This is a genomic window from Burkholderia sp. NFPP32 (genome assembly GCF_900119325.1).
Classification (GTDB): Bacteria; Pseudomonadota; Gammaproteobacteria; order Burkholderiales; family Burkholderiaceae; genus Burkholderia; species Burkholderia pyrrocinia_C.
The window spans coordinates 215,089-239,318 of record NZ_FPJP01000007.1 but is presented as its reverse complement, the minus strand read 5'-3'; the positions used below and the strand labels follow the sequence as shown (position 1 = coordinate 239,318).

The window sequence follows — 24,230 nt, the reverse complement described above, 5'->3', positions numbered from 1 at the left end:
GCTCCGTGGAATGGACGAAGGAAGGCGGGCGCGCGAATGCCGCGTGGCACGCAGGCCGGGGTCATTGCTCGCCGATGCGGCGAATCAGCGGGATCGCGGCGGCGAGCGTGTCGATGTCTTCGGGGGCGAGCCTTTCGATCGCCGCGCCAAGCCACTTGTGCTTCGCGGCATTGCGCTTGCGGCGTGCGTGGAGGCCAGCGGCGGTCAGCATGAACAGGATCTGGCGACCATCGGTCGGATGCGGTTCGCGTTCGACGAGACCGTCTTCCTCGAGGCTCGCGAGGATCGCCTTCATCGACTGCGGTTTCATCGCCTCGGCGCGCGCGAGATCGGCGGTCGTCATCGGCCCGTGCCGTTCGAGCCGCGCGAGCGCACTCGTCTGGGACATGCCGAGCCCTTCGGATTCGATCTCGGAGCGCAGCCGACGGATCAACTGGCCGACCGCGAGGGTCAGGTCGGCGGCGACGAGGTCGGCGGAAACGCCGGGTTTGCGTGGCGGGTTCATGCGGCGGATCATAGAACACGACAGTTAAACTTGCAAGTTTAACTGTCGAATTGGCCGGCAGATCGCGGCACCGCCCGGCACGCGGTTACGTGCGGCGGGGCAGGGCGACCGGCACGACTTCGCTGTATTTAGGCGTGGCGTTCTCGTGCAGCAGGTCGCCGAGATATTGCGCGAGTTCGTCCGCGGCGAGCGCGGATGGAATCTGCAGGTCGGCCGGGCGCCGCTTGCCTTCGGCGCCGAGATCGAACACGGTCCAGCGGCCGTTCGCGCGCACGACGGCGAGCAGCCGTCCGAATGCGCTGAAGCGGTATTCGCGCTGCATGGCATCGCTCCCGTAGGGTGAACGCGCCGGCCGCCTGTGCGCGCTTACTGGATCGAGCAGGTCAGCCAGCGATGGATTTTGAGTGCGTCGCTCGATACGCCGGCGCGCGTCGGCGCGCCGAGCAGCACCACCGTTTCGCGGCGGCCCTTCACGCGCATGCGCATCACGACGCCGTGCCCCGATTCGTTGATGAAGCCCGTCTTCTGCAGCCGGATCGGCAGGCGGCGGTAGCGGACGAGCGGGTCGGAGTTCACGTACAGCAGCTCGCCGTCGCCGGGGCGCACGGTGGTCGACGTATCCGTCGAGAAATAGCGGATCAGCGGATCCTGCGCCGCCGCGCCGACGAGCTTCGCGAGATCCTCGGCCGTCGACACGTTGTGAGGCGACAGGCCGGTCGGCTCCCTGAAGTGCGTGCGGCGCATGCCGAGCCGGCGCGCTTCGCGGTTCATCGCCTTGACGAACGCGGCGCGCCCGCCCGGATAGTCGCGGCTCAGCGCGGCGGCCGCGCGGTTTTCCGATGACATCAGCGCGATATGGAACATGTCGCGGCGCGACAGCTCCGAGCCGACCTGCAATCGCGAGCCGGTGAACTTGATCGTGTCGCGATCGTGCGCGGTGACGCGCAGCACGCCGTTCAGCGGACGGTCGGCGTCGCGTGCGACGACGGCCGTCATCAGCTTCGAGATCGACGCGATCGGCCGCACGGTGCGCGCGTTGCGGGCCAGCAGCGGCGTGCCGGAGTCGACGTCGAGCACATAGGCTGCGCGTGAATGCAACAACCTGATCGCGCGCGGGCTATAGCCGCAGCTTGCCATCAGGCGCGGTTTGGCGGCCGCCGGGCGCGGGCGTACGGCGGTCGTGCGCTTCGCGCGGCGATGTTGCGGGGCCGGCGCCGCATGACGCTTGACTGCACGATGCTTCGCGTGCAGACGGCGATGCTTGACGGCCTTGATCTTGCGGTGGGCAGGCTTCTTCTTGACCGCCTTCGTATGCGCGTGGGCGTGCGCGGTGCGATGCGGCTGCGTGCGCTGCGCGGACGCGTTCGCGGCGAACGCGAGCAGCAGGAACGAGAGGGCGAGGATCAGGGTGGTCCGGGCGCGAGGCAGGCGCGCGATGAGGCCGGTCAAGCGAAAGTCTCCTTTTCACGCGCGATGCGGCTGCGCGGAATGTATGGGCGGTCAGCGGGTGCGGGAAATTATACGGTCGATCGCGTGGCGATGACGATTGGATCGCGCGCAATGGCGCGTGATGCACGCAGATTCGTGTCGTTATTTTGCTGCCGGTCAACGGCGTGCGTGTGATGAAAATCGTAAAGGCGCGCCGTGCCGGACAGGCGCACCGCAGGAGGTGGGCGCAGTTCAGCGCGGCCAGTTCCGCCGCGACACGACCGCAAAACTGATCGCGATCGAACCCGTCACGGCGCGTGGCGGCGCGTCTTCGATCGCATCGCCGAAGCGAAAACGGCGGCTGCGTCCGTCGCTGCGTTCGGCACGACGTTTCGGTGCGCGCGTATCGACGGCGGCGGTGCGTTCGTTTGCAACCGCGCCATCGCAGGATGGGGCCGCCACGCATTCGGACACGTGATCTAGTGACATGACAGTAAATTCCGGGAAGGGCATGCCCGTATTGAACGTCATTGCATTCGATCAGTAAAATGAATATTTCGATCGTTACGATTCCCTTCAAGAATGGAACTGAAACTGCTGCGAACGTTCCTGACGGTCACCGAGCTGTGCCATTTCAGCCGCGCGGCCGGTGCGTTGCACATGAGCCAGCCGGCACTCAGCAAGCAGATCGGCGCGCTCGAGGCGAGCCTCGGCGGCAAGCTGTTCGAGCGCGGGCGGCACGGCGCGGAGCTGACGCCGTTCGGCGAACGCTTCCTGCCCGACGCGCAGGCGCTCGTGCGCGATGCCGACGAGATCCTCGCGCGTGCGCGGGAGGCGACCAGCGGACAGCGCGGGCATCTGCGGCTCGGCATCTGCCTGTCCGTGCTGACGCTCGTGCCGAAGCTGGTCGCGGAATTTCGTCGCCGCAATCCGGGCATCGCCGTCACGCTGAGCGACCTGTCGTCGTCCGAGCAGACGCGCCGGCTGCGCGCAGGCAAGCTCGACGCCGGCTTCCTGCGCCTGCCGTCCGACGACGGGCTGTCGTCGTTCAAGGTGATCGACGAAGGGCTCGCGCTCGCGGTGCCGCCGCACCTCGGCTTCAAGCGCGTGCCGGCCGACCTCGACGTGCTCAACGAGATCGGTTTCATCGCGCTGCAGCGGGCGCGCGGCCCGGGGCTCGCTGCCCAGATCGACCGATGGTGCATCGAGCGCCGCTTCGTGCCGCACGTGACGCAGCAGGCGGAAGATGTGCAGTCGGTGCTGACGTCGGTCGCGGCCGGTGTCGGCGTCGCGTTCATCCCGTCGCGCGCGCAGTACCTGCTGCGCGACGCGACGGTGCTGCCGCTCGACGGCAGGGACGCGAAGTGGCGCGTGGGGCTGGCGTGGCTGTCGGGTCGCGACGATCCCGTCACGACGCATTTCGTGTCGTTCATGCGTGCCGCGATCAAGGGTGCGTGACGCGGCGTATAGTGTCCGCGATTGCATCCTGGATGACTGCCGGTCCGGCACCGGCTCACGAACCCGAACCGATGACTTCAGAATCCGACGAATCCCCGCTCGATCCCGCACTCGTTGCGACGCTCGCGACGCTGAACGAGGCCGCGAGCGATCCGGCCGGCAAGACGTGGTCGCTGCCGAAGATCGCGAAGCGCGCGCAACTGCCGATGAGCACTTTGCGCCGCGTGCTGACGCAGCTCGATGCCGCGGGCCTGAGCGCGACGACGCTGAACGAGGACGGCACCGGCAGCGCCGCGCTGACCGACGAAGGGCGCACCGTGTGCGCGCAACTGTTCGGCGCGAACGACGCCGGATGAATGAAAAAACGGGCCGCCGTGAATGAACGGCGGCCCGTCGTGTTGCGGCTCGACGCGTGCACCGCGCCAGCCTGTGTATCACCACCGCGCCGTCATGCCGCCCATCACCGAATGACGATAGGTCTGGTCGTTCAGCCCACGCCGGTAGCCGACGTCGAGATCGAGCCAGCGTGTCGGCGAATAGATCGCGCCCGCGAGCACGAACGCCGGATTCGCGCCGGCGGTGCTTTCGGTGTTGCGCGACATGCCGACGTCGACCACGAGCTGCAGCCGGTCGGTTGCCTTGTAGAGCGCCGCGCCCGACACGGCCCAGACCGACGTCAGGTCGCCCTGACGATTCGGCTGGTACGCGAGGCCCGCATTCGCGAGCAGCGAGAAGCGCGCGACGTCGGCCTGTGCGAGCAGCGTCGCGCCGGTGCCGACGCGGCCCGTGCCGAGCCCGCGACTGTCGTTGCCGGTCGGCATCGTCACCTTCGGTTTCAGCGCGAGCGACAGCGGCCCGCGTTCGACGAAGCGCCATTTCATGCCGATCTCGACATCGCCGATTCCCGCGCCGTTTTCGTCGGTGCGCGTTTGCAGATGCGTATAAGGCGTGTTGACATAGAGGTCGACGTGTTCGCCGAACCCGCGCGTGAGCGTCGCGTTCCATAGCTGGTGGCGGCCGCTGTCTTCCTGTTTCGAGGTTTCCTCGGCGTTGAACTCGAACTGCCAGTTCGCATTGCCCTGCGTGCCCGTATCGTCGCTGACGAGCGGGTGGGCCGGATAGGCGTCGAGCGGTGCGAGGAGTGCGCTCGCGGCTGCGAGCGGAAGGATTCTTTTCATCGCATTACCCTTGAAGCGTCGTGAAAGGCCGGCCCACGCGCATCGCGCGGGCCGGCACGTCGTTATCCGAACGGAATCAGAACCACTGCTTGTAGCGACGCACATAGATCGTCTTGACGATCTGCGCGAGCAGGATGTAGCCGACCATCGTCGCGGCGAGCCACAGCCAGAAGGTGCCCGGCAGGTGCATGAAGCCGAGCGCATCCGCGAACGGCGAGAACGGCAGCCAGCAGCCGATCGCGATCGCGGTGACCGTCGACAGCAGTACCGGCAGCGCGGCCGTGCTTTGCAGGAACGGGATCTTCTGCGTGCGCAGCAGGTGCACCACGAGCGTTTGCGACACGAGGCTCTCGATGAACCAGCCCGAGTTCATCACGATCTGGCCGCCCGTGCCGCCGTGCAGGTGATACATCGCGCCCGCGCCGAACACGGTCCACATCAGCACGTAGGTCGTGATGTCGAACACGGACGACGTCGGCCCGACCCACAGCATGAAGCGGCTGATGTTGCCGGCTTCCCACTTGTGCGGCTTCTTCAGGAACTCGGGATCCATCTTGTCCCACGGCAGCAGCATCTGCGACGTGTCGTAGACCAGGTTCAACACGAGCAGCTGCGTCGCGAGCATCGGCTCCCACGGCAGGAACGCGCTGGCGACGAGCACCGAGAACACGTTGCCGAAGTTCGAGCTCGCGGTCATGTTCAGGTACTTCAGGATGTTGCCGAACGTCTCGCGGCCCTTGATCACGCCTTCCTCGAGCACCATCAGGCTCTTTTCGAGCAGGATGATGTCGGCGGTTTCCTTCGCGATGTCGGCGCCGCTGTCGACCGAGATGCCGACGTCGGCGTCGCGCAGCGCGGGCGCATCGTTGATGCCGTCGCCGAGGAAGCCGACCGTGTGCCCGTTCGCCTGCAGCGCCTTGACGATGCGCGCCTTTTGCAGCGGCGTCAGCTTCGCGAACACGGTCGTGCGTTCGACGACCTGCGCGAGCGTTGCGTCGTCGAGCGCCTCGATTTCCGCGCCGAGGATCGGCTTGCCGGGTTCGAGGCCGACCTGGCGGCACACCTTCATCGTGACGGTCGGGTTGTCGCCCGTCAGCACCTTCACCGCGACGCCGTTCTCGCGCAGCGCGGCGAGTGCCGGCGCGGCCGACTCCTTCGGCGGATCGAGGAAGGTGAGGAAGCCGCGCACGACGAGGTCGCGTTCGTCGGCGGTGCGGTACTGCTCGCGTTCGTCGCCGCGCGGGATCGTGCGCGTTGCGAGCACGAGCACGCGGAAGCCGTCCTCGTTGTATGCGTTGGCCTGTTCGAGCAGCCGCTTGCGCGCGACGAAGTCGAGCGGGCGCACGCCGTCTTCATCCTGCACATGCGTGGAGACGGCCAGCATTTCCTCGACCGCGCCCTTGCAGACCAGCAGGTGCGTGCCGCGCGTATCCTCGACGACGACCGACAGGCGGCGGCGCACGAAGTCGAACGGCAGCTCGTCGATCTTCTTGTAGCCCTGAGGCTTCGCGCGTTCGCCGATCTCGTCGGCGCGTGCAACGACCGCGATGTCGATCAGATTCTTCTGGCCGCTCTGGTGGAAGCTGTTCAGCCAGCCGAGCCGCAGGATTTCCTCGTTCTTGTGACCGGACAGGTCGAGGTGGTGTTCGAGGATGATCTTGTCCTGCGTGAGCGTGCCGGTCTTGTCGGTGCACAGCACGTCCATCGCGCCGAAGTTCTGCACCGAGTTCAGCCGCTTGACGACGACCTTGCGGCGCGCCATCGCGATCGCGCCGCGCGCGAGGTTCGCGCTGACGATCATCGGCAGCATCTCGGGCGTGAGACCCACGGCCACCGCGAGCGCGAACGTGAGTGCGCTCAGCCAGTCGCCCTTGGTCAGGCCGTTGATCATGAACACGATCGGCACCATCACGAACATGAACTTGATCAGCAGCCAGCTCACGCTCGCGACGCCGCGGTCGAAGCTCGTCTCGATGCGCTTGTGGCTCACGACGTTGCGCGCAAGCGAACCGAAGTACGTATCTTCGCCGGTCGCGACGACGACGGCCGTCGCCGTGCCGCTGACGACGTTGGTGCCCATGAAGCAGACGTTCTCGAGATCGAGCAGCGGCGTCGACGCATCGTTCGCCGCGCCGGCCGTGCCGGTGCTCGCCGATTTGCCGGCGACCGCGCCGAGCGTGTCGTATTTCTCGACGGGCAGCGCTTCGCCCGTGAGCACGGCCTGGCTGATGAACAGGTCGCGCGACGCGAGCAGGCGCACGTCGGCGGGGATCATGTCGCCGGCCGACAGGTGCACGATGTCGCCCGGCACGACTTCGCGCATCGGCACCTCGCGGCGCGCCGGCTCGGCGGTATCGGTGATCGCGCGCTGCACGGTGGCCGTCGTGCGGACCATCGCCTTGAGCTTCTCGGCCGCGCGCAGCGAACGGAATTCCTGCACGAAGCGCAGCAGCGCGCTGATCGTGACCATCGTCAGCAGGATCGTCATGCCGACGTAGTCGCGATCGCCGGGCGCCGCGAAGTAGACGTCGGTGAAGAAGCTGATGGCGGCCAGCACCAGCAGCACGTAGACGAACGGGTTGTGGAATGACATCAGCAACTGGCGGGACCAGTGCGGCGGCTTGTCGTGCGCGATTTCGTTCGGGCCGTGGTGCTGCAGGCGGTCGGCGGCCTGGCCGTAGGTGAGGCCGCGCGTGCTGGTACGCAGCGACTTCAGCGTGTCTTCGAGCGGGCGGGCCGCTTCCTGCGCGGCGCGCATGATGCGCGGTTCGTTCTGCTGACCGGGGCCGGTCTTGATGAAGCCGCGCTGTTTTTTCTGGGAATGGTTTCGTTGTGTCATGGTCGCTCCTGGCGCGCGAGGCGGCGGGCGGGGAGCGGCCGTGACGTTATCGACGCACGAGCGCTCCCCGCCGCGTCGCGTCAAACGCGATCGGCTGTGGATCGGTAAAGGCGGGAACGCTCGCCGGCGCGCGGAGTGCGGTCGGACGGACGATGCGCAGCGTCGCACCGGCGAGCGGTAATCGACTACTGTCGTCTGAGTTCATCTGCACTCCTGTCGGTTGCGGGTAATCGGCACGGGCGATCGGTAGCCGCGCACGCACGAAGGCGCGCGGCCGGACGGCACGCGAACGGAAAACGCACGCGGCTGGCGCCGCGCGCAACACGAACGCACACGCGCGACGGCGCGTCGCGTGCATTCGACAACATCGAAAAATTCGGCGGGGAATCTGGCCGGTCAGGCCGGAAGGACGCCGCATCCTGCTTCCCGGGATGCGGCAGAAGACGAGGCTCTGCGCGTTTTCCTCAGGCAGCAGTCAAGTTGGTCGAGCACCAACTACAACTCGCATCGGTGTTCACAGAACACTCCATGTAATTAGACGGGGGCGATGGTAAAGGCTCGTCGTGCGAAGCGTCAACCTTTTTGTCAGGTGTTATTTCGAGAAACGGAATGGGTCGATGAGCGATCGCCGGGCCGCCGGCCGCCGGAAAAAAACAAACCGCGCGCACGCCATGTCGGCATGCGCGCGGCTGCGTCGAGGCAGGGCACCGGTTACTGGTTGGCTGCCGCGACGGCGATCCCTGCATCGAGAATGCCCGAGCCCGCCGGCATCGCGGTGCACGACGTGCCGGCCGCCAGCTTCGCCGCGCGCGTGCCGCCTTGCAACTTCTGCTGGATCTGCGCGGGCGTGAGGTTGCCGTTTACCGCGAGCATCAGCGCGGCGACACCCGTCACCTGCGGCGTCGCGAGGCTGGTGCCGCTCGCCGGGCCGTAGGTGTCGCCGCCCGGCGTCGTCGTGCCGCTGTTGGCCGTCGACAGGATGTTGACGCCCGGCGCGCTCAGCGTGATGTTGGCGCCGAAGTTGCTGAACGATGCGCGGCGGCCGGTCGCGTCGGTGGCGCCGACGCTGATCACGCCGCGGCAGTTCGCGGGCTGGTCGAGCCCGGTCGACAGGCCGTCGTTGCCGGCGGCGACGACGACGGTCACGCCCTTCGCGTTCACGTCGTCGATCGCCTGCTGGAACGTCGTGCTGCACGCGCCGACGCCGCCGAGGCTCAGGTTGATGATTTTCGCGGGCGTCGGGTTCGTCGGTACGCCGGTGACGGGAATGCCGGCCGCCCAGCGCATCGCGTCGGCGATGTCGCTCGTCACGCCGCCGCACTTGCCGAGCACGCGCACCGGCAGGATCCGGCCGAGCCACGACACGCCGGCGATGCCGATGCCGTTGTTGGCGGTGGCGCCGATCACGCCCATCACGCGCGTGCCGTGCCAGCTGCTGGCGCTCGGTTCGCTCTCGCAGTGATAGAACGGGCCGCTCGCGTTGTCGAGTTCCTGCTGCGTGACCCAGTCGCCCGGGTCGGCCGCGTCGGGGCCGCGCGACACGCCGTTGTTGCTGGTGTTGACGTTGGTGATGAAGCTGTAGCCGGGCAGCAGGTTGCCGACGAGGTCGGGGTGCGGCCGATAGCCGGTGTCGAGCACGGCCGTGACGACGGTCGGCGAACCCTTGGTCGTGGTCCATGCGGGCGGCAGGTCGATGCCGGCGGTCGGGTCGGACATATACCACTGCTGGCTGTAGCTGGGGTCGCTCGGCGTGTCGCGGATCTTCATCGGGTGATCCGGTTCCGCGTAGTCGACGTCGGCGTCGGCGGCGAATGTCTGCGCGAGCGCCGTCGCGTCGGCGGCCGCGACACGCTGGCCGAGCGACAGCACGGCAGCGCCGTTCGAGATCGTTCGCTCGACCTGCACGTTCAGCGGCGTCTGCGTCGTCGAGGCCGCATACGCACGTGCGGCGCCGGTCGCCGTCGGCGCCGTCCAGCGCGTCATCGAACGCTGGATCACCGCATCGAGCCGCGTGCCGTCGTCGATGGCCGCCATCGCACGCGTGGCCGTCAGCGTCTTCAGCTTGACGATCAGGTGGTCGACCGGCGGCTCGTCGGGCGTGGTCTGGGCGGCCATCTGCACGGCGGCTTGCTGGGTCGTGCAGGCGTTGCTGCCGGACGTGGTGGGCGGGGCCGTCGGGGCGGGCGCGGGGGCCGGCGTCGGGGCGGGGGCCGGTGCTGCGTTGGTCGGCGACGGGTTGCTGCCGTCGCCGCCTCCGCCGCCGCAGCCGGCGAGGGGCAGGAGGGCGGCGGCAGACAACATGCCGGCGAGCATGCGCGCATGAGCGGAACGCGCCAGCGCGAAATTGAAACGTTTGGCTTTCATGTTGAAAGTCGATCCTCGTATAGAACCGTCGTGCCGGCGGTGTGCCCGGTCCGGCAAAACCGGACCTTGTCGTTTTTTGTCTGGTGGTCGCGGCGGGGTTGCTGCGACGCGCCATGCACTGGGTAACGGCCGCTGTGGCGGCTTCTTGAGTATGTTTTGTGTGAAAAAAGAGCAAGACGCAAACGATTACGTTGCGGCATTGCAGCATGAACGCGCGTTTGGAACGGATGGCACAGAAGATGGGGGCGAGCCCGCAAGCGGCCGGTCGGGCGAAACGCGCGGGCGCGCGCGTTTTTGCGCGCCACGGAAAACGGCTGCCCGCGGCGTAGCCGCAGTTAGCCTCAGTTAGCCGCAGCGGAGTGCGCCTGACGCTTTCCCTGATACGGGGCGAATTTTGTCGGGCGTACGATCGCGACTCGATCAACGTTTCGTCAGGAGAAAAGCATGGATCGCCGCTTCCGTTTGCTGGCTGTCGCGCTGTCCTGTGCGCTGGCGGGCGCCGCGCATGCGCAGGCGCTCACCGGTACGCTGAAGAAGATCAAGGACACGGGCATCGTGTCGCTGGGCATTCGCGAATCGTCGGTGCCGTTTTCGTATTCGGACAACCAGCAGAAGAACATCGGCTACTCGCGGGACATCGCGTCGCGCATCATCGACCAGTTGAAGACGGAACTGAACCTGCCGAACCTCACGGTGAAGGAGATTCCGATCACGTCGCAGAACCGGATTCCGCTGCTGCAGAACGGGACGATCGATTTCGAATGCGGATCGACGACGAACACGCTCGAGCGGCAGAAGCAGGCCGCGTTCTCGAACAGCATTTTTCTCTATGGAATACGCTCGTCGTCTTATCGACTTATACGACGGCCTTCTGCGGCCATCGTCCAAAATTATTCAAAAGATCGTCAAAAACTAAATACCGTTTGAGATCTTGATTTCGGTCCAGTCTTGCCCTCTGGAGTCGCGATAGACGGCCGTCATGGCTGCCGACTTGTGGCCCAGCAGAGACTGTGCGAAGTCTTTCCCGTATTGATCCGAGTAGAGCCGAGCGGCAAGCGACCGAAGCTCGTGGAACGTGGGTGGAGTGCGCCCTTTCTCCGTCTCGATCTTCGCTGCGTTCCTTGCCACTTTGAATGCTTGACTGAGTGTTCCAGGTGCTGCTGGCGCCCCCGGCTTCGCCTTTGAAATGGCATGCGAAAAGTGGATCAGATGTTTCGACACCACTCTATCGCGGCACTTCTTCACCACGTCTCCCAGAACCAACCCGGCTGCGGGGAGGGCCAAGGTCAAGGGAATGCAGAGCTTGGGCCTGTTCGGTCCGCGCCCCTTGGTCTGCTCGACCCATAAGAAGCCGTCGTGCACGTCGTCAAACGACATCCTGCATACGTCCTCCAGACGCTGACCTGTTACCAAGGCCAGTTCCATCGCATTCGCTACCCACTGACGACTTTTGTGGCTTCTCGCTTCGGCCAGAATAGCTCGATACGTATCGAGCGTCAGGCGACTGCGTTTCACCTCTACCTTCGGCTTATATGTCACCTCGACAGGGTTCTTACCAACCTCGATAGCCCCCCGTTCCATGGCCGATCTAAGCACGTCACGCAGACGAGAGCGAATCTTCGTAGCCATTGGTGCGCCGCGAGCCTGTTCACACCGCTCTATAAATTCAGCGACATGGCGCGGGGCAATGTGAACCAGGATCATGCCTCCGATCTCATCGTCTCGTATCGCAGCAAGTTGGGATCTGATCGATCTCATGGTGTTCGGCTTAAGACCTGTCAACCCTTCTTCGTATGTGTCACACCACTTCGAAAGGAGACTATCGCCCCCATCCATGCGAGCGAGCAGGGAAGTATCGCCGCGGCGCCGCTCAATATCAGCGTTCGCAGTCTTCGCCTGAGAAACGGCCGCTTCCTTGTTTCTGCCAAGCCCGAACGTCTCTTTCGTGATCGGGTTGCGAAACCAGAAGTAGCCGTCTTTCTTCTGGTAGAGGTTGGGCGGCAACGTGCGGTTACGCACGCTTCGTGGTCTGGCGGCCATGGATCATCCTATTGATTCGATCTGCTGTTTCATCCACGTACTCGGCGTCAGGTTGGCAAAAGTACCCCCGACCTACCTTCATCGGCCGAGGCAGTATCTTTCCCGAGTGAACCCATCGCATCAGGGTGTTTTGATGCGGCGTGTGGTCTCCGAAAATGGCTGCTGCCCATTCCTTGATCGGTATCAGCTTCGTCGCCATATCCCCATTCCTTGCGTGTGATCTCTAAGATTCGTTGAAGCGCGCTGGTCACGTATTCGCCTTGCAAACAACGGGTTCGGGACCGTAGTACAGACGAAAATGGCCGAGGCCAAGCATCCCGGCGACAGAGAGTGCCGAAACGAAAATACCGACGTAGGCGAAGATCTTCATTTCTGTTCTCCCTCACTAGCAGGGGTGCGGCGACGGAATTCCGTCACATCATCGGGCCACGGTTTGTCGTCTGGGAACTCGTAGTCGTGCGTCACTTCTGTGGGCTTCTCGAGGCCCATCTGCCGCGCGTGAACCCGCGCACGCAGGACTTGCATTGCATGATTCTTGAGCTTGTGGAGTGACGCTTTCCAACCGCCGCTGGCCTCGGCAGTGATGCCAGTCGGCTTGTGGGTGATTCGCACCCATTGCCTCGGGTTACACCATCCGCTCATCGTCTTCCCCTTCTTGTCGTTGCGCGAGGGCGGCGTCAATAGCCTCTTGTGCCGAATCGAACCGGCATCGCGCTAAAAACTCGTCAGTCCGCGAACTTGGCAGAGGTTCATATTCCCACTCACCGCTCTTGTTGAGGCAATGGGAGCCTTCAATGACCTTCCATTTATCCGGTCCGCTGCGTTGCGCAGTGCGAATGACCGCTACGCCCGATGCAAGACAATATTCGGAGACTTGCACGCCATCCGGCAGCGCATCCCGCCTATGCGCTTCTCGGGCTTCGAGTTCCGATAGGAGGGTGTCGATGGCGGTGGCGGCCATAGCGAAATCTTGCGCCGTCTCAAACATCTTGCATTCTCTGCACTGTTCATCAGCGTCACGAAGGTGTGCCGCCAGCGTTTTCATATTCGAGATGTCGATCATGCTTTCACTCCAATTCGTGCCAAGTTTCGGATCGCGAATTGGATCATCGACTTCCTCCAACCTCGCTCGAAAGGGCGCGGGCACATTTCACCGTCATCCCACTGATCTCCACATCCCGCACAAATCATTCGGGCGCCATACCACTCGTAGTAGCTCACGAACATGCGCCGCATGCGCTGACATGTCGGACAGAAATTGCACTGACAGCTTTCCTCGAAAGGCTTGGGTGCATGGATGTGGATCATCCCTTCTCTCCATTGGGGGCGGTCTTGAGCTTCTGGAAATGTTCCCGAATCGTCCAGATCTGATCGCTAGACAGTTCTCCGGTCAACTTCCTCACGTCCCAAAGCGCCAAGCAAAGTTCATCGATGATCTCCTCCCTGTCGGGCGTGGTGCGGCGGCCGGCTTGGAAGGCAGCGAAGGCGAAGCGAGGCCAGTCTTTCTCGACCAGTTCTGCTCCATCATCGGGGCGCCATTCGGTTGCAACCCAATTCACAAACTCTTCTCTCTCAGTCACGTTGTGGCTCCTTGTTGAGGCCGAATGAAGCGTGCATTGCGCTCTTTCTCAAGAATGTCAAGGACCTGTTGCGTCACCTCAGCCCATTTTCGATGCTTTTCGGCACATTCTTTGCAAACTCCGTAAAGGGTTCCGAATGGCCCAGGCGACGAATGGAAGCACGATCCCAAGCGATACCATCCGCCGCAGTTCGGGCACTGTTGCGCAGCGCGAACGCGAGTGTCATCGATGATCTTCACGGCTTGCTCCGGGTGAGGGCGTAGACGATGCGAGTATGGTGCGTCAAATCGAAATCATCCTTTTCCACATCGCGCCATAGCTCATTTCCGTCTCCGATCTGGTAGATCGGCTCCCCGAAAACCTTCCCCAGAACGGCGGCTTCGATGGCGGCAGCAAGGTCAACGAACCGCTGCGTCGACAGCTTGTCCCGGTCGTTGTTCTCCTTAAGCGTCTTGCGGACGATCTTGAGGATCTGGTCGCGCGAAAGAATCGGTTCAGTCATTGTCCTTCTCCTGCGCGGGCGGCGCGGCTTCAAGAGCACAACCCCACGAGTGCGAGCCGATACCACTGGCGCGCATCATTGGCTGCGTGATCACCTTCGGCACGAGCACATAGCCAGCCGGAATCGCTGTTGCCTCTTGCCCCGCTGCCGCTGCTGGCTGCGATGCTGCCGCGCGGGCCGAAAGCATAGCGGCCATGCCGGCCTCATATCCGTCAGAGAAAGCGGATTGGTCGTATGACGAAATCTCGCGGTACTTCCCGGCCTCAATGCGCCATGCACAAATGGCATCGCTCATGTTGAGAAGCGCCATGCTCACCGCCTGCTCGTCTTGCGCAACAAGATGCGGGATCAATGACAGCGGCGCATCCAAATGCACGTCTGCCAGCGCTGCCGCTGCGGGCCGCGATGCTGCCGCGCGGGCTTGCCGGAATGCGGCGCGGGAAAAAGTCATGGCTTGGTTCCACCCATCCTTGAAGGCCCTATGTTTTTCTGTGTTCGATGACGCATGCGTATAGCGACCAGCTTCCAGCGCTGCGGCCAGCGCAGCCCGTTCGTCTTTCGGCACTGCATTTTCGATCTCGACTTCCACACCGAGCACGTCTTGAAGAAAATTGACGGCTTGCGACGTGGTGCATTCGACGCCATGAGCGTCCGGAGCGCGCCAATACGTGAAGCCGTGATCGAGCGCCTTCTGCTGCCAATCTTCTCGTTTCGCCACTGCCGGCGCTGCCGCTGCATCTGCGGAGGGAGGATGCGGGGCGCGTTTGAATATGCACCGCAAGAATCGAGCACAAGTATCGGCATCGCCAACAAATAGCGACTCAAATTTGTCCATTTGATCCGGTGAAAGACATTCGCATGCAGCCGAAAATAGAAGGTCATGCGAGATGCTATTTTCTGGGTTTGTCATTGATTAATCCTCCGTAGGGGCATCAGGGGCGGCGCAAAACATTGCCTGCCAAGCATCTGTCGTCGTGCCGATCCAATGCCATTGCTCACAACCGGCTTCGATCATTTCTTTCGTTGGAATGTGTGGCACCAGTTTCCACCCTTCCTGCACCGCTCCCGCCACCTCAGTGCGAGGGGTGCGGGAAAGGGCGTCGATTGCGTCGCGGACTACTTCCCATGCGCCCACATCGTCACGTAGCTTTCCTCGTAACACGCACAGGCGCTTGATGAGGGCATCCGCCCCATTGCCCGTGCCTTCGAGCGGGGCGGAGGGTGCATCACGTTTCTTAGAGATTGCCTCCATACGCGCGTTAAATCCTTGCATGTCTTTTGCAACTGCACGACGCGCAAGTTCGAAGGCGTCAGGTTTGGCCGGCGCTGCTTCGTGCTGCTCGACAGTTGACGTTTCGCGCTTGCACGGCCCAGTGCCGCAGTCTCGCGAGCATTGGATGTCAGCGATTGCGCAAACTCGGACGGCTGCGGGGCTCTTACCAGTATTGCTCATCGTCATCCTCAATCAGTAGTAGTGGCAAAAAGTCGGGCGCTTTACTAGCCGCCCTAATCACCACGGGGACGGCGTTAAATCGTCTTTGCCTCGATGCGCCTTGTGCTTTCCAAGGTGCGCCATGCCTCAATACGTGCCTGAGCGGCTACCATCCGCCATCTGAGCGTTTCCTCGGCCTCGACGGCGGCTTTAAGGGCATGCAGCGTCTGCACATATTCGGCGCTAGCGTAGGCGTCCCTCTCTTGTCCGGCAGTCGTCTTCTGTCCGCCGCATTCTGCTTCTTTCATCAACATGGCTTTATGACTTTTTCGCCATTCTTCCAGATAGACGCGTTCAGCCCGAGCCTTCGCCAATGCCGGTGCGTTATCGCGAATCCAATCGAGCGCACGGAAGATGTTGAGGTCCGATTCTTCACTCATTTCACGTCGAGCCTTTGTCCACGTTCCATATGTGCGCCGGGCACTTCATAGCCGTCCTTGATGGCCTGAGCGATCAGTTTCTTGTCGGGAGCGGGCGGCGGCGGAAGCGGGTCGGTCAGGTAGTCTTGCGGAATCTGCTTCTCGTCGTCGATCACGACTGCCGGCGGATTGTCGCGGATTGCGATCTTGAACAACGGGCATTCGATTTTCGTGATGCCGGCGAAGATCATGCTGTCCATGACATACTGCTTGATGCGCGTCGCTCGCGCCTCGTATGCCTTTCGGCGTTCAGCCATTGCTTTCTCGGCCGCTTTGATCTGCTCGGCAGTCGCTTCGAGGTTGCGAACCAGCATGATCGTGTTCGTTGCTTTGGCTTCGAGATCGCCGGAAAGCGATTCCAACGTGTCTGAAATGGTCTGATCGTCTAGCTCCATTTCTGCCAGCTTGTCGGCGGCGTCCTTATACTCGCCAGCCAGAGCGTAGAGGGTGATAGCGGTCATGATGTAACCTCTTCCAGTTCAAGTTTTCGGGCGTCTTTCGCTTCATTTATGATCTCTTCTGCAACCGTGTCGCGAACCGCATGCGCCGCCTTGTATGCGCTTGCGTGAAGAGATTTGAGGGAATTCATATCGGGAGCTTTCTTGATAGCCTCGACATGGGTTTTCAAGGAAGAAGCTGCCAATCCTTTGTGAGGTGTTTCTACCTGAGGATTTTCCTCACCGTCGCCTTCTTCAGGCCCATGAAGATCACCCTTGTGCCACAGATCAAGCGCAGCACCGAAGCGCATCGCGGCATTTCGCAGTGCATCACCGATCCGCTCCTTCGTGGCGTCGGGCCCGGTCTTCCCTTGCGCATCGCCATACCCCAGACGAGTCACACCGCAGACGGTCAGGCGAATCCACATGCCGCCGTCACGATCCAGCAAGGGCAATCCATCGGGGCCAAGTGCCAGCGGCTCCCAAGACCAGTTTTCGTCGCATTCAAGCAGCCGGTCGGTGAGGGCGGCATGCCCGACATAGCTCAGATGGACAGCAGGAAGGCCGTGCCAGCCGCCGCACTCGCTACACTTCCCCTTCGGGGAATCCCGCTTGTAGGGTTTGGGGAGGAGGCTTATCTGATGTTCTGGGAATGGCTCCCGCAGCCTTTGCAATCCGGTTTTCTTCTCGCTCACGATTCTTTCTCCGATCCATCAAGGCAGGTCAACCCAAGTTTTCAAATTCGCGATCATCCTGACCATGCTGCAATCAATGCCAAATTCCTTGGCGATGCTCTTCACAGACTCGCCGTTCTGTTCCTTGGTCCGAATTGCCATCACATACGAGGGGCTTAATTTCTTGGCGCGGCTTACTCGCATTGCCGAAGTTCGCGCTTCGGTGTGCCATCTCCCCTTGATTGCGCAATCCAGCATGTTGTCCGATCGAGTACCAATCTCAAGGTGATTCGGGTTGATGCATTTCGGGTTGTCGCACTTATGGAGAACATGAAGATCTCCTGGCGATACCCCTGTAGCCAACTCATAGACAACACGGTGAGCCCACCTATGCGTACCTGAGTACCAAATCTTCACGTACCCGTTTTCTTGAATCGGTCCAAGCCATTCACGGCAACTAGTCGGGGAGAGTTGCGTCCTGCTCAGCAGGAAGTTCAGCAGCTCCACTCCATCGATCTTGGTTTTTCTTCGAGGCATTTTTGTCCCTCATTTGCTCGTTTGCTTCCAATGCTTCTCGGATTTCCAGTTCTTCCTGCGCCTGTTGCGCCATCCAGTAATCCGGTCCGTCGTCTGTCATGTCTGCCCCCACTGCGCAACAGGCTGATCGATATATGCCGGATCAGCGGGTAGAACCAGCCAGAACACGAACAGCACAATCCAGCCGGCGAAGACCTTGGTGAGGTCGTGGGTGAGGATCTTCTTCATGCGTCGTCTCCGCTTATCGCGTAACTACGGAAGTCCTCACTGCCAGTCTCGATGTGTTCGAGATTGCCTAGCCCATTGGTCTTGAACATGCCTTTCGGCAGAAACACGCGGTCGAATTCGCCGTGCCACGACCCGTTACCAGTCGATGATCCATCTCGGAATTTCGACGGTGCGCATGCACTGCACAGCTTCATTCCTTTTCGATCTTCGATTCCAGTCCAGACATACACGTCGTGATCGCGGCCCAGTAGTGCCCCAGCGCCGTGTTTTCGCAGCACCCGCAGTGCTCGCATTGGTACAAGCTCATACTGACCTCGCAATAACGTCGCCAAACTGAACCGTGAGAGACACCACGATCAACACGCAGCAGATCGCGGCAAGACCTGCGTAAGCGCGACCGCACGCACGGATAAGCAGATCGTTGTCGTCTACCTTGCGGATGCTTTGGAGTGGGGCGCGCATCATGCCTCCTCACGCATCAGATCATCGATATCTCGGCCTTCTTCGTCGTACCAATCTACCCAGCCCGGCTCACCCTCCCCAGCATCGTCGACATACTCGGAAAGGCCGCCAGCATTGCAGTAATCCGGCTTCACGTTGTTTTCGTACTGGAACAGGTCATATGCGGCCAGCACCGTAAGAATCTTCTTTGCTTCCTCAATGCTGGCAACCGGGACCGTGAAGGCCTTCATCGGTACTTGAGGAATCCACCAAACTTGCAATGCACTCATCTCACTCTCCCGTCCTAACCGGCGCTTCCTTACGCCCTGCCTTTATCAGCGCAGCGTCGAGGTCTATGCGGACGCCGGGGGTCAGCAGCGGCTGTCCGTTGCTTCGCGCAAAGTCGTCATCGGCGGCGATCATTTCCAAGACCAGCAATGCATCAACTTGGGCATCGTCTTCTCGAGCCACTTCCGCGCGTTCCAACTTGGCGATTCGCCAGAAGTTCGCTGCGCGTTGCTCGGCCGTCAGCCAGCCCTCCTGCAACCCCGCGATGAGCGTCCATTCAGTGCCAGTAACGCTGCGCATCTTCACGCGAGACAAGCCTAGTACAGCCGGCTCTGGAGGACCGGCGAAGCAAAGCGGGTTACCATCGTTCGGCTCAGTGAGAAGCCAATCGGCAAGCTGTTTCACAGCTTTCGTCATGACATCTTCTCCCATCCTTTTCTTAATCTGAGGAACGAACCCATCGCCTTTCAGGGCTTCGCGGATTTCTTCAATATCTCGGCGATTGCCGTCGGTGATCTTCATGTAATCCCTCTGGGTGGTGTCAGTTACCTTCGTGAATCCGGGCGGCCCACCGGCATGCGCCCTCGAAAGTCGAGAATCGCAGTATTAATGGCGGCCAAAGAGCGCGGACCTTCCAATAGCCGTGTTGCTTAAACAGGTGCGGTCGCATATCAACTCCTTCGCAATGCTTACTGCTCTGTAGGGAGAGGGCCGGTGCTGATCTCTGGCATCTGAGTAGCTTTTCACTCTGCCTACCGCAACCCTTCTCAGTCTGGGCAGTCATAGCGCATCAGCCTGCGCATTCCTCTCCCTACAAAACAGTCAGCACCAGATCATCCACTTCGCATCCCAAGGGATCGTCTCGTTGTGGTCCTTGATTCGATGCCCGTTCGAACAGACGTATTCGATGACCAGCATCATTGCGTACTGGAGCGGGATGAAGGTGGTCACATATCCGGTGCGCATGATCTATCTCTCGTCAAAATTGATGGCTTCGGCAAGCTCGAGATCGGACTCCGTACAGCAATGCGTCTCACGCGCGCTGTACACCGTCCGTTGCTCGCGCCGGATGCTCATGATCTCCAGCGCTGCCTCGTGCGAGGAAAACGAACCGATCCACCGGGATCCGGCGTACATCGTGCCGTTGTTGATCGTGAGTTCCTGGTACCAGTCCATTTCAGTTCTCCCGTTCTCGGAGCATGGCGTCGGCAACCGCATATGAGTCAGATGCAATATCGGCCATGTCGTGGTTGATACTTTCCTCACGCGCGCAATATCCTTGCATCGCCTTCGCCGCGAAGTAGTCGCGGAGTGTCATTCCCGTCGCGACATTGCATTCAGTGCTGGGCTCGACGAAAGGAAACGCCGGGCCGCCATTTTTGGCTTCGTTCATCTCACACCTCCATCCGATCGCGCACAGACTGCTCCGCGATCTGGTCGTTAATCGTCACGCTTCGATTGCCAGAAGCGATTGGATCTGCGCGTCAATCTGCGTGACACGCATTTGGAATTCCGCCTTGATCCGCTCTTTCTCGGCCTTGAGCCTTTCAACCATCTCGGGGCGCGGATCGAAATCGTCCGGGACCTCAAGCGAAAGCGTTTCAGGCCGAACTGTGACAAAGCTTTCACCGTTGGGCTCGTAATCCTTGAAGCTGAAATACGGGTTGTCGCCGCAGCGGGCTTCATGCTCGTAGCACCCGTAGACGATGAATCCCTTGATCTCGATTTTCATGTCAGTCCTCTTCCGTTTCTTCGTCAGACTCTTCGTCCACTTCGGGCTCGTCATCGGGTAGATCGCGAGTCAGCCAGTCGTCATACCCGATCCATTTGTCGACGAGCCGCATGATCAACCCCGACCCATACCACCCGAAGCAGCGCCACGACCACCGCGGCCACCGACCGAGCCAGCACTCCCGCTATGACCACCCACAGCCTGGTGATCCTGCGTATTCCAGACTCCACCCACGCCAATCGTCGTGACCGGTTGGGACGTACACGCCACAAGGGCGATCAGAAGTAGTGCGGCGGCGTATTTCATGGCTATCCCCTAGACGAACATATAGAGCGCGTCGTACTCGCCATCGAACCAGACATGGCACGCTGCGAGTTGCTTGATGTGATCCGGCGTCGCGACCTTGGAAAGCTCGTCAAGATCGACATCAAGCCAGATTTGGTCGTGCTCGGCGGCGCTCACCATGTCTCGAGTGCCGGGAAGCAATTGGTTGAGCAAGATGAACGCGTGAAGATCAGGACGGCTGCTCAGCTTGGGTTCGATGTCCTCGAACTTCGGCGTTTCGTCCTCGTACTTTGCGTACTCTTCTCCGATTTCGATCATGGTCTTTCTCCTGTAGCGGGAGCGGTTAGGCGTCCTTGTGCAAGCCGAGCACGCCACGGTCTCTCATGATTTTTGCGAGGGTAACCAGCCAGTGACCGCATACGCAGGGAAGCAACGTGCGTTCGATTTCTTTATCGCTGGTGTTGGTAGCCTTCTCGGCGAGCATTCGACCAATAAGCACATCGCCGTATCGACCGATGAACGCATCAGCGTTGCCCTCAATCTCGTCCTTTCGGGTCGGGTCGATGTTCACACCAGAACTCCAGCAGCCAACATGTTTTGCAGGTTTTCTTTGTGGGCTTTGCAGAAATCAAGGTGCTGTTGCATGTCGGCCGGACGCAAGGACGCGTCGCGCGGCTCTTCCTTCGCAATGAATCGGTCGCAGTCCGCGATGGCGCTCTTGATCTTGCTGATGTGATAGGCGGTCAGTTTGCTCATCGTCGTTCCCCTTCGTGGTTGCGTTGTTCGTCTGTCGTGACGTTGAATCTAGCTTAGGTGGACCTAAAGGTAACGTCAAGAATTATTTTAGGCGGGGCTTATACTGAGGACGAAAAAAAGCCCGCCGAAGCGGGCTGCTGATGGGCGGTGTGAGCTAGATTCCGCGTCCCATACCTCCGGAGGCTGCGCTGCGCCCTCCGCGCGCGCCGGCCGTGCCGCTCGAACCGCTGCCGTCACCAGCCGCCTGATGGTCTTGAGTGTTCCAAATGCCGCCGACCCCGATCGTTGGCGGTGTAGAAGTACCTGTAGTGCATGCTGCCAAGATAAGGCAGGCCCCGATGATGATTGGTCTCATGATTTTCTCGTGGGTATTTTGATCTCGGACAGGATATCCGCGACCTGGATGATGTGCTCCACTATGAAAGAAAAATCCTCGTAGAATTTTTGATAGTCGTCTGGCTCGATATTTCCCCGTCGAGCCTTCCGATATTCGTCAAGTCTTGTTACCTCTGGACTTGCTTGGAGATTTTGCATGTCTGGTAACCCCTGGCCGAAGGTTGCGAAGGCGTTCCGCCGCCTTTCTCAAATCATGGGAAGACGGAACATTCCTACCGTATGAATGTTCTTCCGCTCCCGGAAGATAGGGTAAACCCGATAGTGCTCCTAGAGTCTTCCCAATTTCCGTATGAAGAAATTGCAACTTCATGATTAGTTGATTCATTTCTTGCAAAACGTTTGCATCGGGAATTTTTTCATTAGTGTTTTCGATACCCCCATCTGGGCGCATCGTGCCGCTCTCATAAAGAATCCACTCCGGCCGCACATTCAGTAGGCGGCATGCCTTCATCAGATGCGTCGCTTTGATGTCCTGCGCCGGCTTGATCGAGGCCGCGGCCACCCATCCCGCGACTGAGGGTGCGGACACCCCCACGTCTGCGGCGAATCGGTTGACGTTGCCTTCGTAGATGCTGTCGGCCAGAGCCTTGGCCATTCGCTGATTCCATGTGTTCATTAGTCCAGCCTAACGCATTTTGTTTTAGGCAAACCTTGCGTTCCAGCTTAGGTTGACCTAAAATTTGGCATGTACCTTGAGGACTCGCTATGCAACATGATCCGAACATCGTTATCGACGGGCTGGGCGGCACAACGGCCGTCGCCAAGATCTGCGACTGCAAGCCCCCGTCTGTCCATCAATGGCGTACGGACGGCATCCCGAAGTACCGCATGCAATTCTTGCGGCTGGCTTTCCCGGAGTTCTTCGCTGAGCTCGACAAGAAGCAAGAAGCTGCCGTTTAACCGTTTCATCTTTTCGTAAGGCGTCGTTAGGACGCCTTAAATTTCGTCCCGGATCAACTGGTGATTCAAGCGGTTATCCGATGAAATTTTTCTAAGAAGGGCAGAAAAATGAACAACTTACCGCTGCTGGGAGGCGCGGTTAATGGGCCTAGCTTCTTGCCCGTTGACGAAGTGGCGAAATGCCTGACGTACCGCGAGATCGTGCGCCTGTCATGGGCGCATCGCCGGGTGAAGGGCATGACGCAAAGGACGTTAGCCGAGCTGATCGGCTGCTATCCGTCTCACGTATCGGACTACCTGCAATCGGACGACAAGCCGGCGCGCCGGGATCTCCCGGCCCAACGCCTCGGTGAATGGGCGTCTGCGGTGGGTAACTGGGGCGTACAGCAGTGGCTCAACCGTCAGGCCAACTTGACGATCATGGAAGAAGTCATCGCGCAGAGGGCGGCATGAGTATAAAGGCGGGCGATCTTGCAATCATAGTGCGGAGCAGAACGAGCCTCGGCCGGAAATTCATCGGGTCGATTGTCGAGGTGGTATGCGTGGCCCCGCTGGCTGAATTCCAGTTGCCGGATGGGCATCAGCATGTTGCCGGCGATCCCGGTGATTGGGTAGTCAAAGCGATCGGCATGCGGTTCGTTGTCCCTATGTCGAATGGCAGCATTCGGCAAAGCCTCTATGCGGTGGGCCACGAGTCATGCCTTCGCCCGATCAGCGGCCTCCCCATCACCGACGACATCAAAGATGAGGTGACGGCATGAAGAAGTTCCGAGTGGGCGCCTATTCCTCGTCGATCGAAGAGAGGGAAGTCTCGAAGGAAACTGCATCGACGGTGACATGGATTGACCGTTGGAGAGATCAAGCAGTCGAGAGAAAGGAACGCAAAGTCACAACCATGCATCGGTGGTTCGAAACGTGGGCCGATGCAAAAGCATGGCTTATTGAAAGAGCTGAACTGGACGTCATCAGTGCTCGGCGGAAGCTCAAACAGGCAAATGCGCGTCTCGGTAACGCAAAAAGCTTGAAAGCTCCTTCGGAGGCAGCATGACACCCCTTCTCGGAGCATGTATCGCATGGGGCGCCTTGTTCATCGGGCTGCTCGGATTGCTTGGTTGGTTGACGCGGGGGAAGTCATGAGCACCTTTGCTTGGTCTGAACGGATGATCGGACGTGCGATCGCTACTCAGACCTTCCAGAAGAAGTATCTGGTTGTCGTCCCGAACTGCAATTTTACGGGATACGAGGCTGATCTTCTGGCGGTTACAAATAACCTTCGGTTGATCGATGTCGAGATAAAAATCAGTCGATCTGATCTGAAGGCGGATGCCGCTAAGGATAAGTGGGTACATCGAACCTTCGCTGGCTATGGCCCCGAAGAGAGGGTGGAGAAAGACGGTCGTTTAATCAGTATCCGCCGCCCCTCCATCTGGGATCAAGTTCGTCTGGAATGGCCCCGCAGCATCTGGAAGCACTATTACGCGCTCCCCGCTGAAATCTGGATGGATTCGCTTTTCGAAACGCTCGGAAGCCCCGCATCTGGCGTCCTTTTGCTGAAGCAAGGGCGCACAGGGCTGGAGGTGAAAGTGGCCAGGAAAGCGAAACCGAATAAGGATGCGCAGCCGATTTCCGCGCCGACTGCCGTCAATCTCGCGCGCCTCGCCAGTCTGCGTATGTGGGAATCGTATGCGCAACTTGACGCGATGCGAGCACGGGAGGCCGCATGAACTGGCTCACTGACGGCTTCCTCTGCG

40 protein-coding genes and 1 pseudogene are annotated in these 24,230 nt (G+C 60.9%); 8 read left to right on the top strand and 33 right to left on the bottom strand.

All coding sequences use genetic code 11. The features are described 5' to 3' along the window. Positions 1 to 61: 61 nt before the first annotated feature. The 4 genes from BT264_RS16775 to BT264_RS16760 form a co-directional block, all read right to left on the bottom strand. The gene (locus BT264_RS16775; RefSeq protein WP_072438954.1) at positions 62 to 517 is read right to left on the bottom strand and encodes a MarR family winged helix-turn-helix transcriptional regulator; all 456 of its coding nucleotides are present in this window, start codon (positions 515 to 517) and stop codon (positions 62 to 64) included. A gap of 73 nt (positions 518 to 590) precedes the next feature. Next, positions 591 to 827, bottom strand: a complete 237-nt coding sequence (locus BT264_RS16770; protein ID WP_072438952.1) for a DUF7661 family protein — start codon at positions 825 to 827, stop codon at positions 591 to 593. Positions 828 to 871: 44 nt separating this feature from the next. Further along, positions 872 to 1,954, bottom strand: coding sequence for a serine hydrolase (locus BT264_RS16765; RefSeq protein WP_072438950.1), 1,083 nt, complete (start codon positions 1,952 to 1,954; stop codon positions 872 to 874). Positions 1,955 to 2,185: 231 nt separating this feature from the next. Next, positions 2,186 to 2,464, bottom strand: a complete 279-nt coding sequence (locus tag BT264_RS16760) for a hypothetical protein (RefSeq protein ID WP_072438948.1) — start codon at positions 2,462 to 2,464, stop codon at positions 2,186 to 2,188. A 51-nt stretch (positions 2,465 to 2,515) separates the two neighbouring features. On the opposite strand from BT264_RS16760, the gene BT264_RS16755 reads away from it, so the two are divergent. Further along, entirely contained in the window at positions 2,516 to 3,391 is an 876-nt protein-coding gene (locus tag BT264_RS16755; protein ID WP_072438940.1) for a LysR family transcriptional regulator, read from the top strand. Between the two features lie 71 nt (positions 3,392 to 3,462). Then, on the top strand, positions 3,463 to 3,747 hold the full coding sequence (locus BT264_RS16750; protein ID WP_110281303.1) for a transcriptional regulator: 285 nt from the start codon (positions 3,463 to 3,465) through the stop codon (positions 3,745 to 3,747). 78 nt (positions 3,748 to 3,825) lie between these two features. Here the strand turns inward: BT264_RS16750 and BT264_RS16745 are convergent, their stop codons facing one another. The 4 genes from BT264_RS16745 to BT264_RS16725 form a co-directional block, all read right to left on the bottom strand. Beyond that, the gene (locus BT264_RS16745) at positions 3,826 to 4,569 is read right to left on the bottom strand and encodes a transporter (RefSeq protein ID WP_072438936.1); all 744 of its coding nucleotides are present in this window, start codon (positions 4,567 to 4,569) and stop codon (positions 3,826 to 3,828) included. A 76-nt stretch (positions 4,570 to 4,645) separates the two neighbouring features. Next, positions 4,646 to 7,408 carry a magnesium-translocating P-type ATPase gene (mgtA, locus tag BT264_RS16740; protein ID WP_072438934.1) on the bottom strand — a complete coding sequence of 921 codons (2,763 nt, stop codon included), beginning with the start codon at positions 7,406 to 7,408 and terminating at the stop codon, positions 4,646 to 4,648. 46 nt (positions 7,409 to 7,454) lie between these two features. Beyond that, entirely contained in the window at positions 7,455 to 7,613 is a 159-nt protein-coding gene (locus BT264_RS39230) for a hypothetical protein (protein ID WP_175959268.1), read from the bottom strand. A 506-nt stretch (positions 7,614 to 8,119) separates the two neighbouring features. Further along, a complete protein-coding gene (locus BT264_RS16725) occupies positions 8,120 to 9,772 on the bottom strand; it encodes a S8 family peptidase (RefSeq protein ID WP_072438928.1) in 1,653 nt (550 codons plus the stop codon). A gap of 444 nt (positions 9,773 to 10,216) precedes the next feature. Between BT264_RS16725 and BT264_RS16720 the strand changes: the two are divergent. Continuing rightward, positions 10,217 to 10,621, top strand: a pseudogene (locus tag BT264_RS16720) (transporter substrate-binding domain-containing protein); the annotation flags it as partial. Positions 10,622 to 10,684: 63 nt separating this feature from the next. Here BT264_RS16720 and BT264_RS16715 read toward each other — a convergent pair. The 25 genes from BT264_RS16715 to BT264_RS38305 form a co-directional block, all read right to left on the bottom strand. Continuing rightward, positions 10,685 to 11,812, bottom strand: a complete 1,128-nt coding sequence (locus BT264_RS16715) for a tyrosine-type recombinase/integrase (RefSeq protein WP_072438926.1) — start codon at positions 11,810 to 11,812, stop codon at positions 10,685 to 10,687. Next, positions 11,784 to 12,011: an excisionase gene (locus BT264_RS40500; RefSeq protein ID WP_072438924.1), complete on the bottom strand. Its 228-nt coding sequence runs from the start codon at positions 12,009 to 12,011 to the stop codon at positions 11,784 to 11,786. Before BT264_RS40500 ends, BT264_RS16715 begins: the two co-directional genes overlap by 29 nt. A gap of 48 nt (positions 12,012 to 12,059) precedes the next feature. Continuing rightward, a complete protein-coding gene (locus BT264_RS39950) occupies positions 12,060 to 12,182 on the bottom strand; it encodes a hypothetical protein (protein ID WP_256260645.1) in 123 nt (40 codons plus the stop codon). Further along, positions 12,179 to 12,424, bottom strand: coding sequence for a hypothetical protein (locus BT264_RS38320; RefSeq protein WP_143155734.1), 246 nt, complete (start codon positions 12,422 to 12,424; stop codon positions 12,179 to 12,181). Before BT264_RS38320 ends, BT264_RS39950 begins: the two co-directional genes overlap by 4 nt. Positions 12,425 to 12,437: 13 nt before the next feature. Then, positions 12,438 to 12,875: a hypothetical protein gene (locus BT264_RS16705; RefSeq protein WP_072438922.1), complete on the bottom strand. Its 438-nt coding sequence runs from the start codon at positions 12,873 to 12,875 to the stop codon at positions 12,438 to 12,440. Positions 12,876 to 13,116: 241 nt separating this feature from the next. After that, positions 13,117 to 13,392 (bottom strand): hypothetical protein, encoded by a 276-nt coding sequence (locus BT264_RS16700; protein WP_072438920.1) that lies wholly within the window; start codon positions 13,390 to 13,392, stop codon positions 13,117 to 13,119. Between the two features lie 235 nt (positions 13,393 to 13,627). Beyond that, positions 13,628 to 13,894 (bottom strand): hypothetical protein, encoded by a 267-nt coding sequence (locus tag BT264_RS16695; RefSeq protein WP_072438918.1) that lies wholly within the window; start codon positions 13,892 to 13,894, stop codon positions 13,628 to 13,630. Further along, the gene (locus tag BT264_RS38315; RefSeq protein WP_143155733.1) at positions 13,887 to 14,804 is read right to left on the bottom strand and encodes a hypothetical protein; all 918 of its coding nucleotides are present in this window, start codon (positions 14,802 to 14,804) and stop codon (positions 13,887 to 13,889) included. The genes BT264_RS16695 and BT264_RS38315 overlap by 8 nt, the downstream gene beginning before the upstream one ends. A gap of 3 nt (positions 14,805 to 14,807) precedes the next feature. Further along, positions 14,808 to 15,347 carry a hypothetical protein gene (locus tag BT264_RS38310; protein WP_143155732.1) on the bottom strand — a complete coding sequence of 180 codons (540 nt, stop codon included), beginning with the start codon at positions 15,345 to 15,347 and terminating at the stop codon, positions 14,808 to 14,810. A gap of 74 nt (positions 15,348 to 15,421) precedes the next feature. Further along, a complete protein-coding gene (locus tag BT264_RS16680; protein ID WP_072438912.1) occupies positions 15,422 to 15,766 on the bottom strand; it encodes a hypothetical protein in 345 nt (114 codons plus the stop codon). Continuing rightward, positions 15,763 to 16,266, bottom strand: coding sequence for a siphovirus Gp157 family protein (locus BT264_RS16675; RefSeq protein ID WP_072438910.1), 504 nt, complete (start codon positions 16,264 to 16,266; stop codon positions 15,763 to 15,765). The genes BT264_RS16680 and BT264_RS16675 overlap by 4 nt, the downstream gene beginning before the upstream one ends. Next, positions 16,263 to 16,937: a hypothetical protein gene (locus BT264_RS16670; protein ID WP_218173345.1), complete on the bottom strand. Its 675-nt coding sequence runs from the start codon at positions 16,935 to 16,937 to the stop codon at positions 16,263 to 16,265. Before BT264_RS16670 ends, BT264_RS16675 begins: the two co-directional genes overlap by 4 nt. 18 nt (positions 16,938 to 16,955) lie before the next feature. After that, on the bottom strand, positions 16,956 to 17,453 hold the full coding sequence (locus BT264_RS40495; RefSeq protein ID WP_083534057.1) for an HNH endonuclease: 498 nt from the start codon (positions 17,451 to 17,453) through the stop codon (positions 16,956 to 16,958). Then, positions 17,374 to 17,553, bottom strand: coding sequence for a hypothetical protein (locus BT264_RS39225; RefSeq protein ID WP_177318370.1), 180 nt, complete (start codon positions 17,551 to 17,553; stop codon positions 17,374 to 17,376). The genes BT264_RS40495 and BT264_RS39225 overlap by 80 nt, the downstream gene beginning before the upstream one ends. Beyond that, positions 17,550 to 17,681, bottom strand: a complete 132-nt coding sequence (locus BT264_RS39945) for a hypothetical protein (protein ID WP_256260644.1) — start codon at positions 17,679 to 17,681, stop codon at positions 17,550 to 17,552. The genes BT264_RS39225 and BT264_RS39945 overlap by 4 nt, the downstream gene beginning before the upstream one ends. A gap of 461 nt (positions 17,682 to 18,142) precedes the next feature. Further along, complete coding sequence (locus BT264_RS16655; RefSeq protein WP_072438895.1) at positions 18,143 to 18,412, bottom strand: hypothetical protein; 270 nt, start codon at positions 18,410 to 18,412, stop codon at positions 18,143 to 18,145. Position 18,413: 1 nt separating this feature from the next. After that, entirely contained in the window at positions 18,414 to 18,932 is a 519-nt protein-coding gene (locus BT264_RS16650; protein WP_072438883.1) for a hypothetical protein, read from the bottom strand. 300 nt (positions 18,933 to 19,232) lie between these two features. Beyond that, positions 19,233 to 19,376: a hypothetical protein gene (locus BT264_RS39220; protein ID WP_177318378.1), complete on the bottom strand. Its 144-nt coding sequence runs from the start codon at positions 19,374 to 19,376 to the stop codon at positions 19,233 to 19,235. 3 nt (positions 19,377 to 19,379) lie between these two features. Next, on the bottom strand, positions 19,380 to 19,586 hold the full coding sequence (locus BT264_RS16645; protein WP_072438881.1) for a hypothetical protein: 207 nt from the start codon (positions 19,584 to 19,586) through the stop codon (positions 19,380 to 19,382). Between the two features lies 1 nt (position 19,587). Continuing rightward, on the bottom strand, positions 19,588 to 19,803 hold the full coding sequence (locus tag BT264_RS16640; RefSeq protein WP_072438879.1) for a hypothetical protein: 216 nt from the start codon (positions 19,801 to 19,803) through the stop codon (positions 19,588 to 19,590). Between the two features lie 54 nt (positions 19,804 to 19,857). Continuing rightward, positions 19,858 to 20,142 carry a hypothetical protein gene (locus BT264_RS16635; RefSeq protein WP_072438877.1) on the bottom strand — a complete coding sequence of 95 codons (285 nt, stop codon included), beginning with the start codon at positions 20,140 to 20,142 and terminating at the stop codon, positions 19,858 to 19,860. Positions 20,143 to 20,457: 315 nt separating this feature from the next. Beyond that, entirely contained in the window at positions 20,458 to 20,745 is a 288-nt protein-coding gene (locus BT264_RS16630) for a hypothetical protein (RefSeq protein WP_072438875.1), read from the bottom strand. A gap of 25 nt (positions 20,746 to 20,770) precedes the next feature. Continuing rightward, positions 20,771 to 20,998, bottom strand: coding sequence for a hypothetical protein (locus tag BT264_RS16625; RefSeq protein WP_072438873.1), 228 nt, complete (start codon positions 20,996 to 20,998; stop codon positions 20,771 to 20,773). Then, the gene (locus BT264_RS16620; protein ID WP_072438871.1) at positions 20,995 to 21,183 is read right to left on the bottom strand and encodes a hypothetical protein; all 189 of its coding nucleotides are present in this window, start codon (positions 21,181 to 21,183) and stop codon (positions 20,995 to 20,997) included. The genes BT264_RS16625 and BT264_RS16620 overlap by 4 nt, the downstream gene beginning before the upstream one ends. A 493-nt stretch (positions 21,184 to 21,676) precedes the next feature. Beyond that, entirely contained in the window at positions 21,677 to 22,174 is a 498-nt protein-coding gene (locus BT264_RS38305; RefSeq protein WP_143155731.1) for a hypothetical protein, read from the bottom strand. 110 nt (positions 22,175 to 22,284) lie between these two features. On the opposite strand from BT264_RS38305, the gene BT264_RS16615 reads away from it, so the two are divergent. From BT264_RS16615 to BT264_RS16600, 5 genes are all read left to right on the top strand, one after another. Beyond that, the gene (locus BT264_RS16615) at positions 22,285 to 22,479 is read left to right on the top strand and encodes a helix-turn-helix domain-containing protein (RefSeq protein ID WP_072438869.1); all 195 of its coding nucleotides are present in this window, start codon (positions 22,285 to 22,287) and stop codon (positions 22,477 to 22,479) included. Positions 22,480 to 22,587: 108 nt separating this feature from the next. Next, positions 22,588 to 22,932: a helix-turn-helix domain-containing protein gene (locus tag BT264_RS16610; RefSeq protein ID WP_072438867.1), complete on the top strand. Its 345-nt coding sequence runs from the start codon at positions 22,588 to 22,590 to the stop codon at positions 22,930 to 22,932. Continuing rightward, positions 22,929 to 23,240, top strand: coding sequence for a hypothetical protein (locus BT264_RS16605; protein ID WP_072438865.1), 312 nt, complete (start codon positions 22,929 to 22,931; stop codon positions 23,238 to 23,240). The genes BT264_RS16610 and BT264_RS16605 overlap by 4 nt, the downstream gene beginning before the upstream one ends. Further along, positions 23,237 to 23,527, top strand: a complete 291-nt coding sequence (locus BT264_RS38300) for a hypothetical protein (RefSeq protein ID WP_143155730.1) — start codon at positions 23,237 to 23,239, stop codon at positions 23,525 to 23,527. Before BT264_RS16605 ends, BT264_RS38300 begins: the two co-directional genes overlap by 4 nt. A gap of 85 nt (positions 23,528 to 23,612) precedes the next feature. Then, positions 23,613 to 24,203 (top strand): hypothetical protein, encoded by a 591-nt coding sequence (locus tag BT264_RS16600; protein ID WP_072439090.1) that lies wholly within the window; start codon positions 23,613 to 23,615, stop codon positions 24,201 to 24,203. Positions 24,204 to 24,230: the final 27 nt, after the last annotated feature.

Bases quoted from the DNA above. Each gene is read 5' to 3' on its own strand.
- BT264_RS16745 (WP_072438936.1), bottom strand. From the start codon at position 4,569: ATGAAAAGAATCCTTCCGCTCGCAGCCGCGAGCGCACTCCTCGCACCG.
- BT264_RS16655 (WP_072438895.1), bottom strand. From the start codon at position 18,412: ATGAGTGCATTGCAAGTTTGGTGGATTCCTCAAGTACCGATGAAGGCC.
- BT264_RS39950 (WP_256260645.1), bottom strand. From the start codon at position 12,182: ATGAAGATCTTCGCCTACGTCGGTATTTTCGTTTCGGCACTCTCTGTC.
- BT264_RS38300 (WP_143155730.1), top strand. From the start codon at position 23,237: ATGAAGAAGTTCCGAGTGGGCGCCTATTCCTCGTCGATCGAAGAGAGG.
- BT264_RS38315 (WP_143155733.1), bottom strand. From the start codon at position 14,804: ATGACAAACCCAGAAAATAGCATCTCGCATGACCTTCTATTTTCGGCT.
- BT264_RS16675 (WP_072438910.1), bottom strand. From the start codon at position 16,266: ATGACCGCTATCACCCTCTACGCTCTGGCTGGCGAGTATAAGGACGCC.
- BT264_RS16775 (WP_072438954.1), bottom strand. From the start codon at position 517: ATGATCCGCCGCATGAACCCGCCACGCAAACCCGGCGTTTCCGCCGAC.
- BT264_RS16695 (WP_072438918.1), bottom strand. From the start codon at position 13,894: ATGACTGAACCGATTCTTTCGCGCGACCAGATCCTCAAGATCGTCCGC.
- BT264_RS16680 (WP_072438912.1), bottom strand. From the start codon at position 15,766: ATGAGTGAAGAATCGGACCTCAACATCTTCCGTGCGCTCGATTGGATT.
- BT264_RS16635 (WP_072438877.1), bottom strand. From the start codon at position 20,142: ATGAAAATCGAGATCAAGGGATTCATCGTCTACGGGTGCTACGAGCAT.
- BT264_RS16610 (WP_072438867.1), top strand. From the start codon at position 22,588: ATGAACAACTTACCGCTGCTGGGAGGCGCGGTTAATGGGCCTAGCTTC.
- BT264_RS16650 (WP_072438883.1), bottom strand. From the start codon at position 18,932: ATGAAGATCACCGACGGCAATCGCCGAGATATTGAAGAAATCCGCGAA.
- BT264_RS39945 (WP_256260644.1), bottom strand. From the start codon at position 17,681: ATGAAGAAGATCCTCACCCACGACCTCACCAAGGTCTTCGCCGGCTGG.
- BT264_RS40495 (WP_083534057.1), bottom strand. From the start codon at position 17,453: ATGCCTCGAAGAAAAACCAAGATCGATGGAGTGGAGCTGCTGAACTTC.
- BT264_RS16750 (WP_110281303.1), top strand. From the start codon at position 3,463: ATGACTTCAGAATCCGACGAATCCCCGCTCGATCCCGCACTCGTTGCG.
- BT264_RS16760 (WP_072438948.1), bottom strand. From the start codon at position 2,464: ATGACGTTCAATACGGGCATGCCCTTCCCGGAATTTACTGTCATGTCA.
- BT264_RS16615 (WP_072438869.1), top strand. From the start codon at position 22,285: ATGCAACATGATCCGAACATCGTTATCGACGGGCTGGGCGGCACAACG.
- mgtA (WP_072438934.1), bottom strand. From the start codon at position 7,408: ATGACACAACGAAACCATTCCCAGAAAAAACAGCGCGGCTTCATCAAG.
- BT264_RS16620 (WP_072438871.1), bottom strand. From the start codon at position 21,183: ATGAGCAAACTGACCGCCTATCACATCAGCAAGATCAAGAGCGCCATC.
- BT264_RS38305 (WP_143155731.1), bottom strand. From the start codon at position 22,174: ATGGCCAAGGCTCTGGCCGACAGCATCTACGAAGGCAACGTCAACCGA.
- BT264_RS16605 (WP_072438865.1), top strand. From the start codon at position 22,929: ATGAGTATAAAGGCGGGCGATCTTGCAATCATAGTGCGGAGCAGAACG.
- BT264_RS39225 (WP_177318370.1), bottom strand. From the start codon at position 17,553: ATGACAGACGACGGACCGGATTACTGGATGGCGCAACAGGCGCAGGAA.
- BT264_RS16715 (WP_072438926.1), bottom strand. From the start codon at position 11,812: ATGGCCGCCAGACCACGAAGCGTGCGTAACCGCACGTTGCCGCCCAAC.
- BT264_RS16600 (WP_072439090.1), top strand. From the start codon at position 23,613: ATGAGCACCTTTGCTTGGTCTGAACGGATGATCGGACGTGCGATCGCT.
- BT264_RS38310 (WP_143155732.1), bottom strand. From the start codon at position 15,347: ATGAGCAATACTGGTAAGAGCCCCGCAGCCGTCCGAGTTTGCGCAATC.
- BT264_RS16645 (WP_072438881.1), bottom strand. From the start codon at position 19,586: ATGGACTGGTACCAGGAACTCACGATCAACAACGGCACGATGTACGCC.
- BT264_RS39220 (WP_177318378.1), bottom strand. From the start codon at position 19,376: ATGCGCACCGGATATGTGACCACCTTCATCCCGCTCCAGTACGCAATG.
- BT264_RS16630 (WP_072438875.1), bottom strand. From the start codon at position 20,745: ATGATCGAAATCGGAGAAGAGTACGCAAAGTACGAGGACGAAACGCCG.
- BT264_RS16725 (WP_072438928.1), bottom strand. From the start codon at position 9,772: ATGAAAGCCAAACGTTTCAATTTCGCGCTGGCGCGTTCCGCTCATGCG.
- BT264_RS16640 (WP_072438879.1), bottom strand. From the start codon at position 19,803: ATGAACGAAGCCAAAAATGGCGGCCCGGCGTTTCCTTTCGTCGAGCCC.
- BT264_RS39230 (WP_175959268.1), bottom strand. From the start codon at position 7,613: ATGAACTCAGACGACAGTAGTCGATTACCGCTCGCCGGTGCGACGCTG.
- BT264_RS40500 (WP_072438924.1), bottom strand. From the start codon at position 12,011: ATGGCGACGAAGCTGATACCGATCAAGGAATGGGCAGCAGCCATTTTC.
- BT264_RS16705 (WP_072438922.1), bottom strand. From the start codon at position 12,875: ATGATCGACATCTCGAATATGAAAACGCTGGCGGCACACCTTCGTGAC.
- BT264_RS16755 (WP_072438940.1), top strand. From the start codon at position 2,516: ATGGAACTGAAACTGCTGCGAACGTTCCTGACGGTCACCGAGCTGTGC.
- BT264_RS16770 (WP_072438952.1), bottom strand. From the start codon at position 827: ATGCAGCGCGAATACCGCTTCAGCGCATTCGGACGGCTGCTCGCCGTC.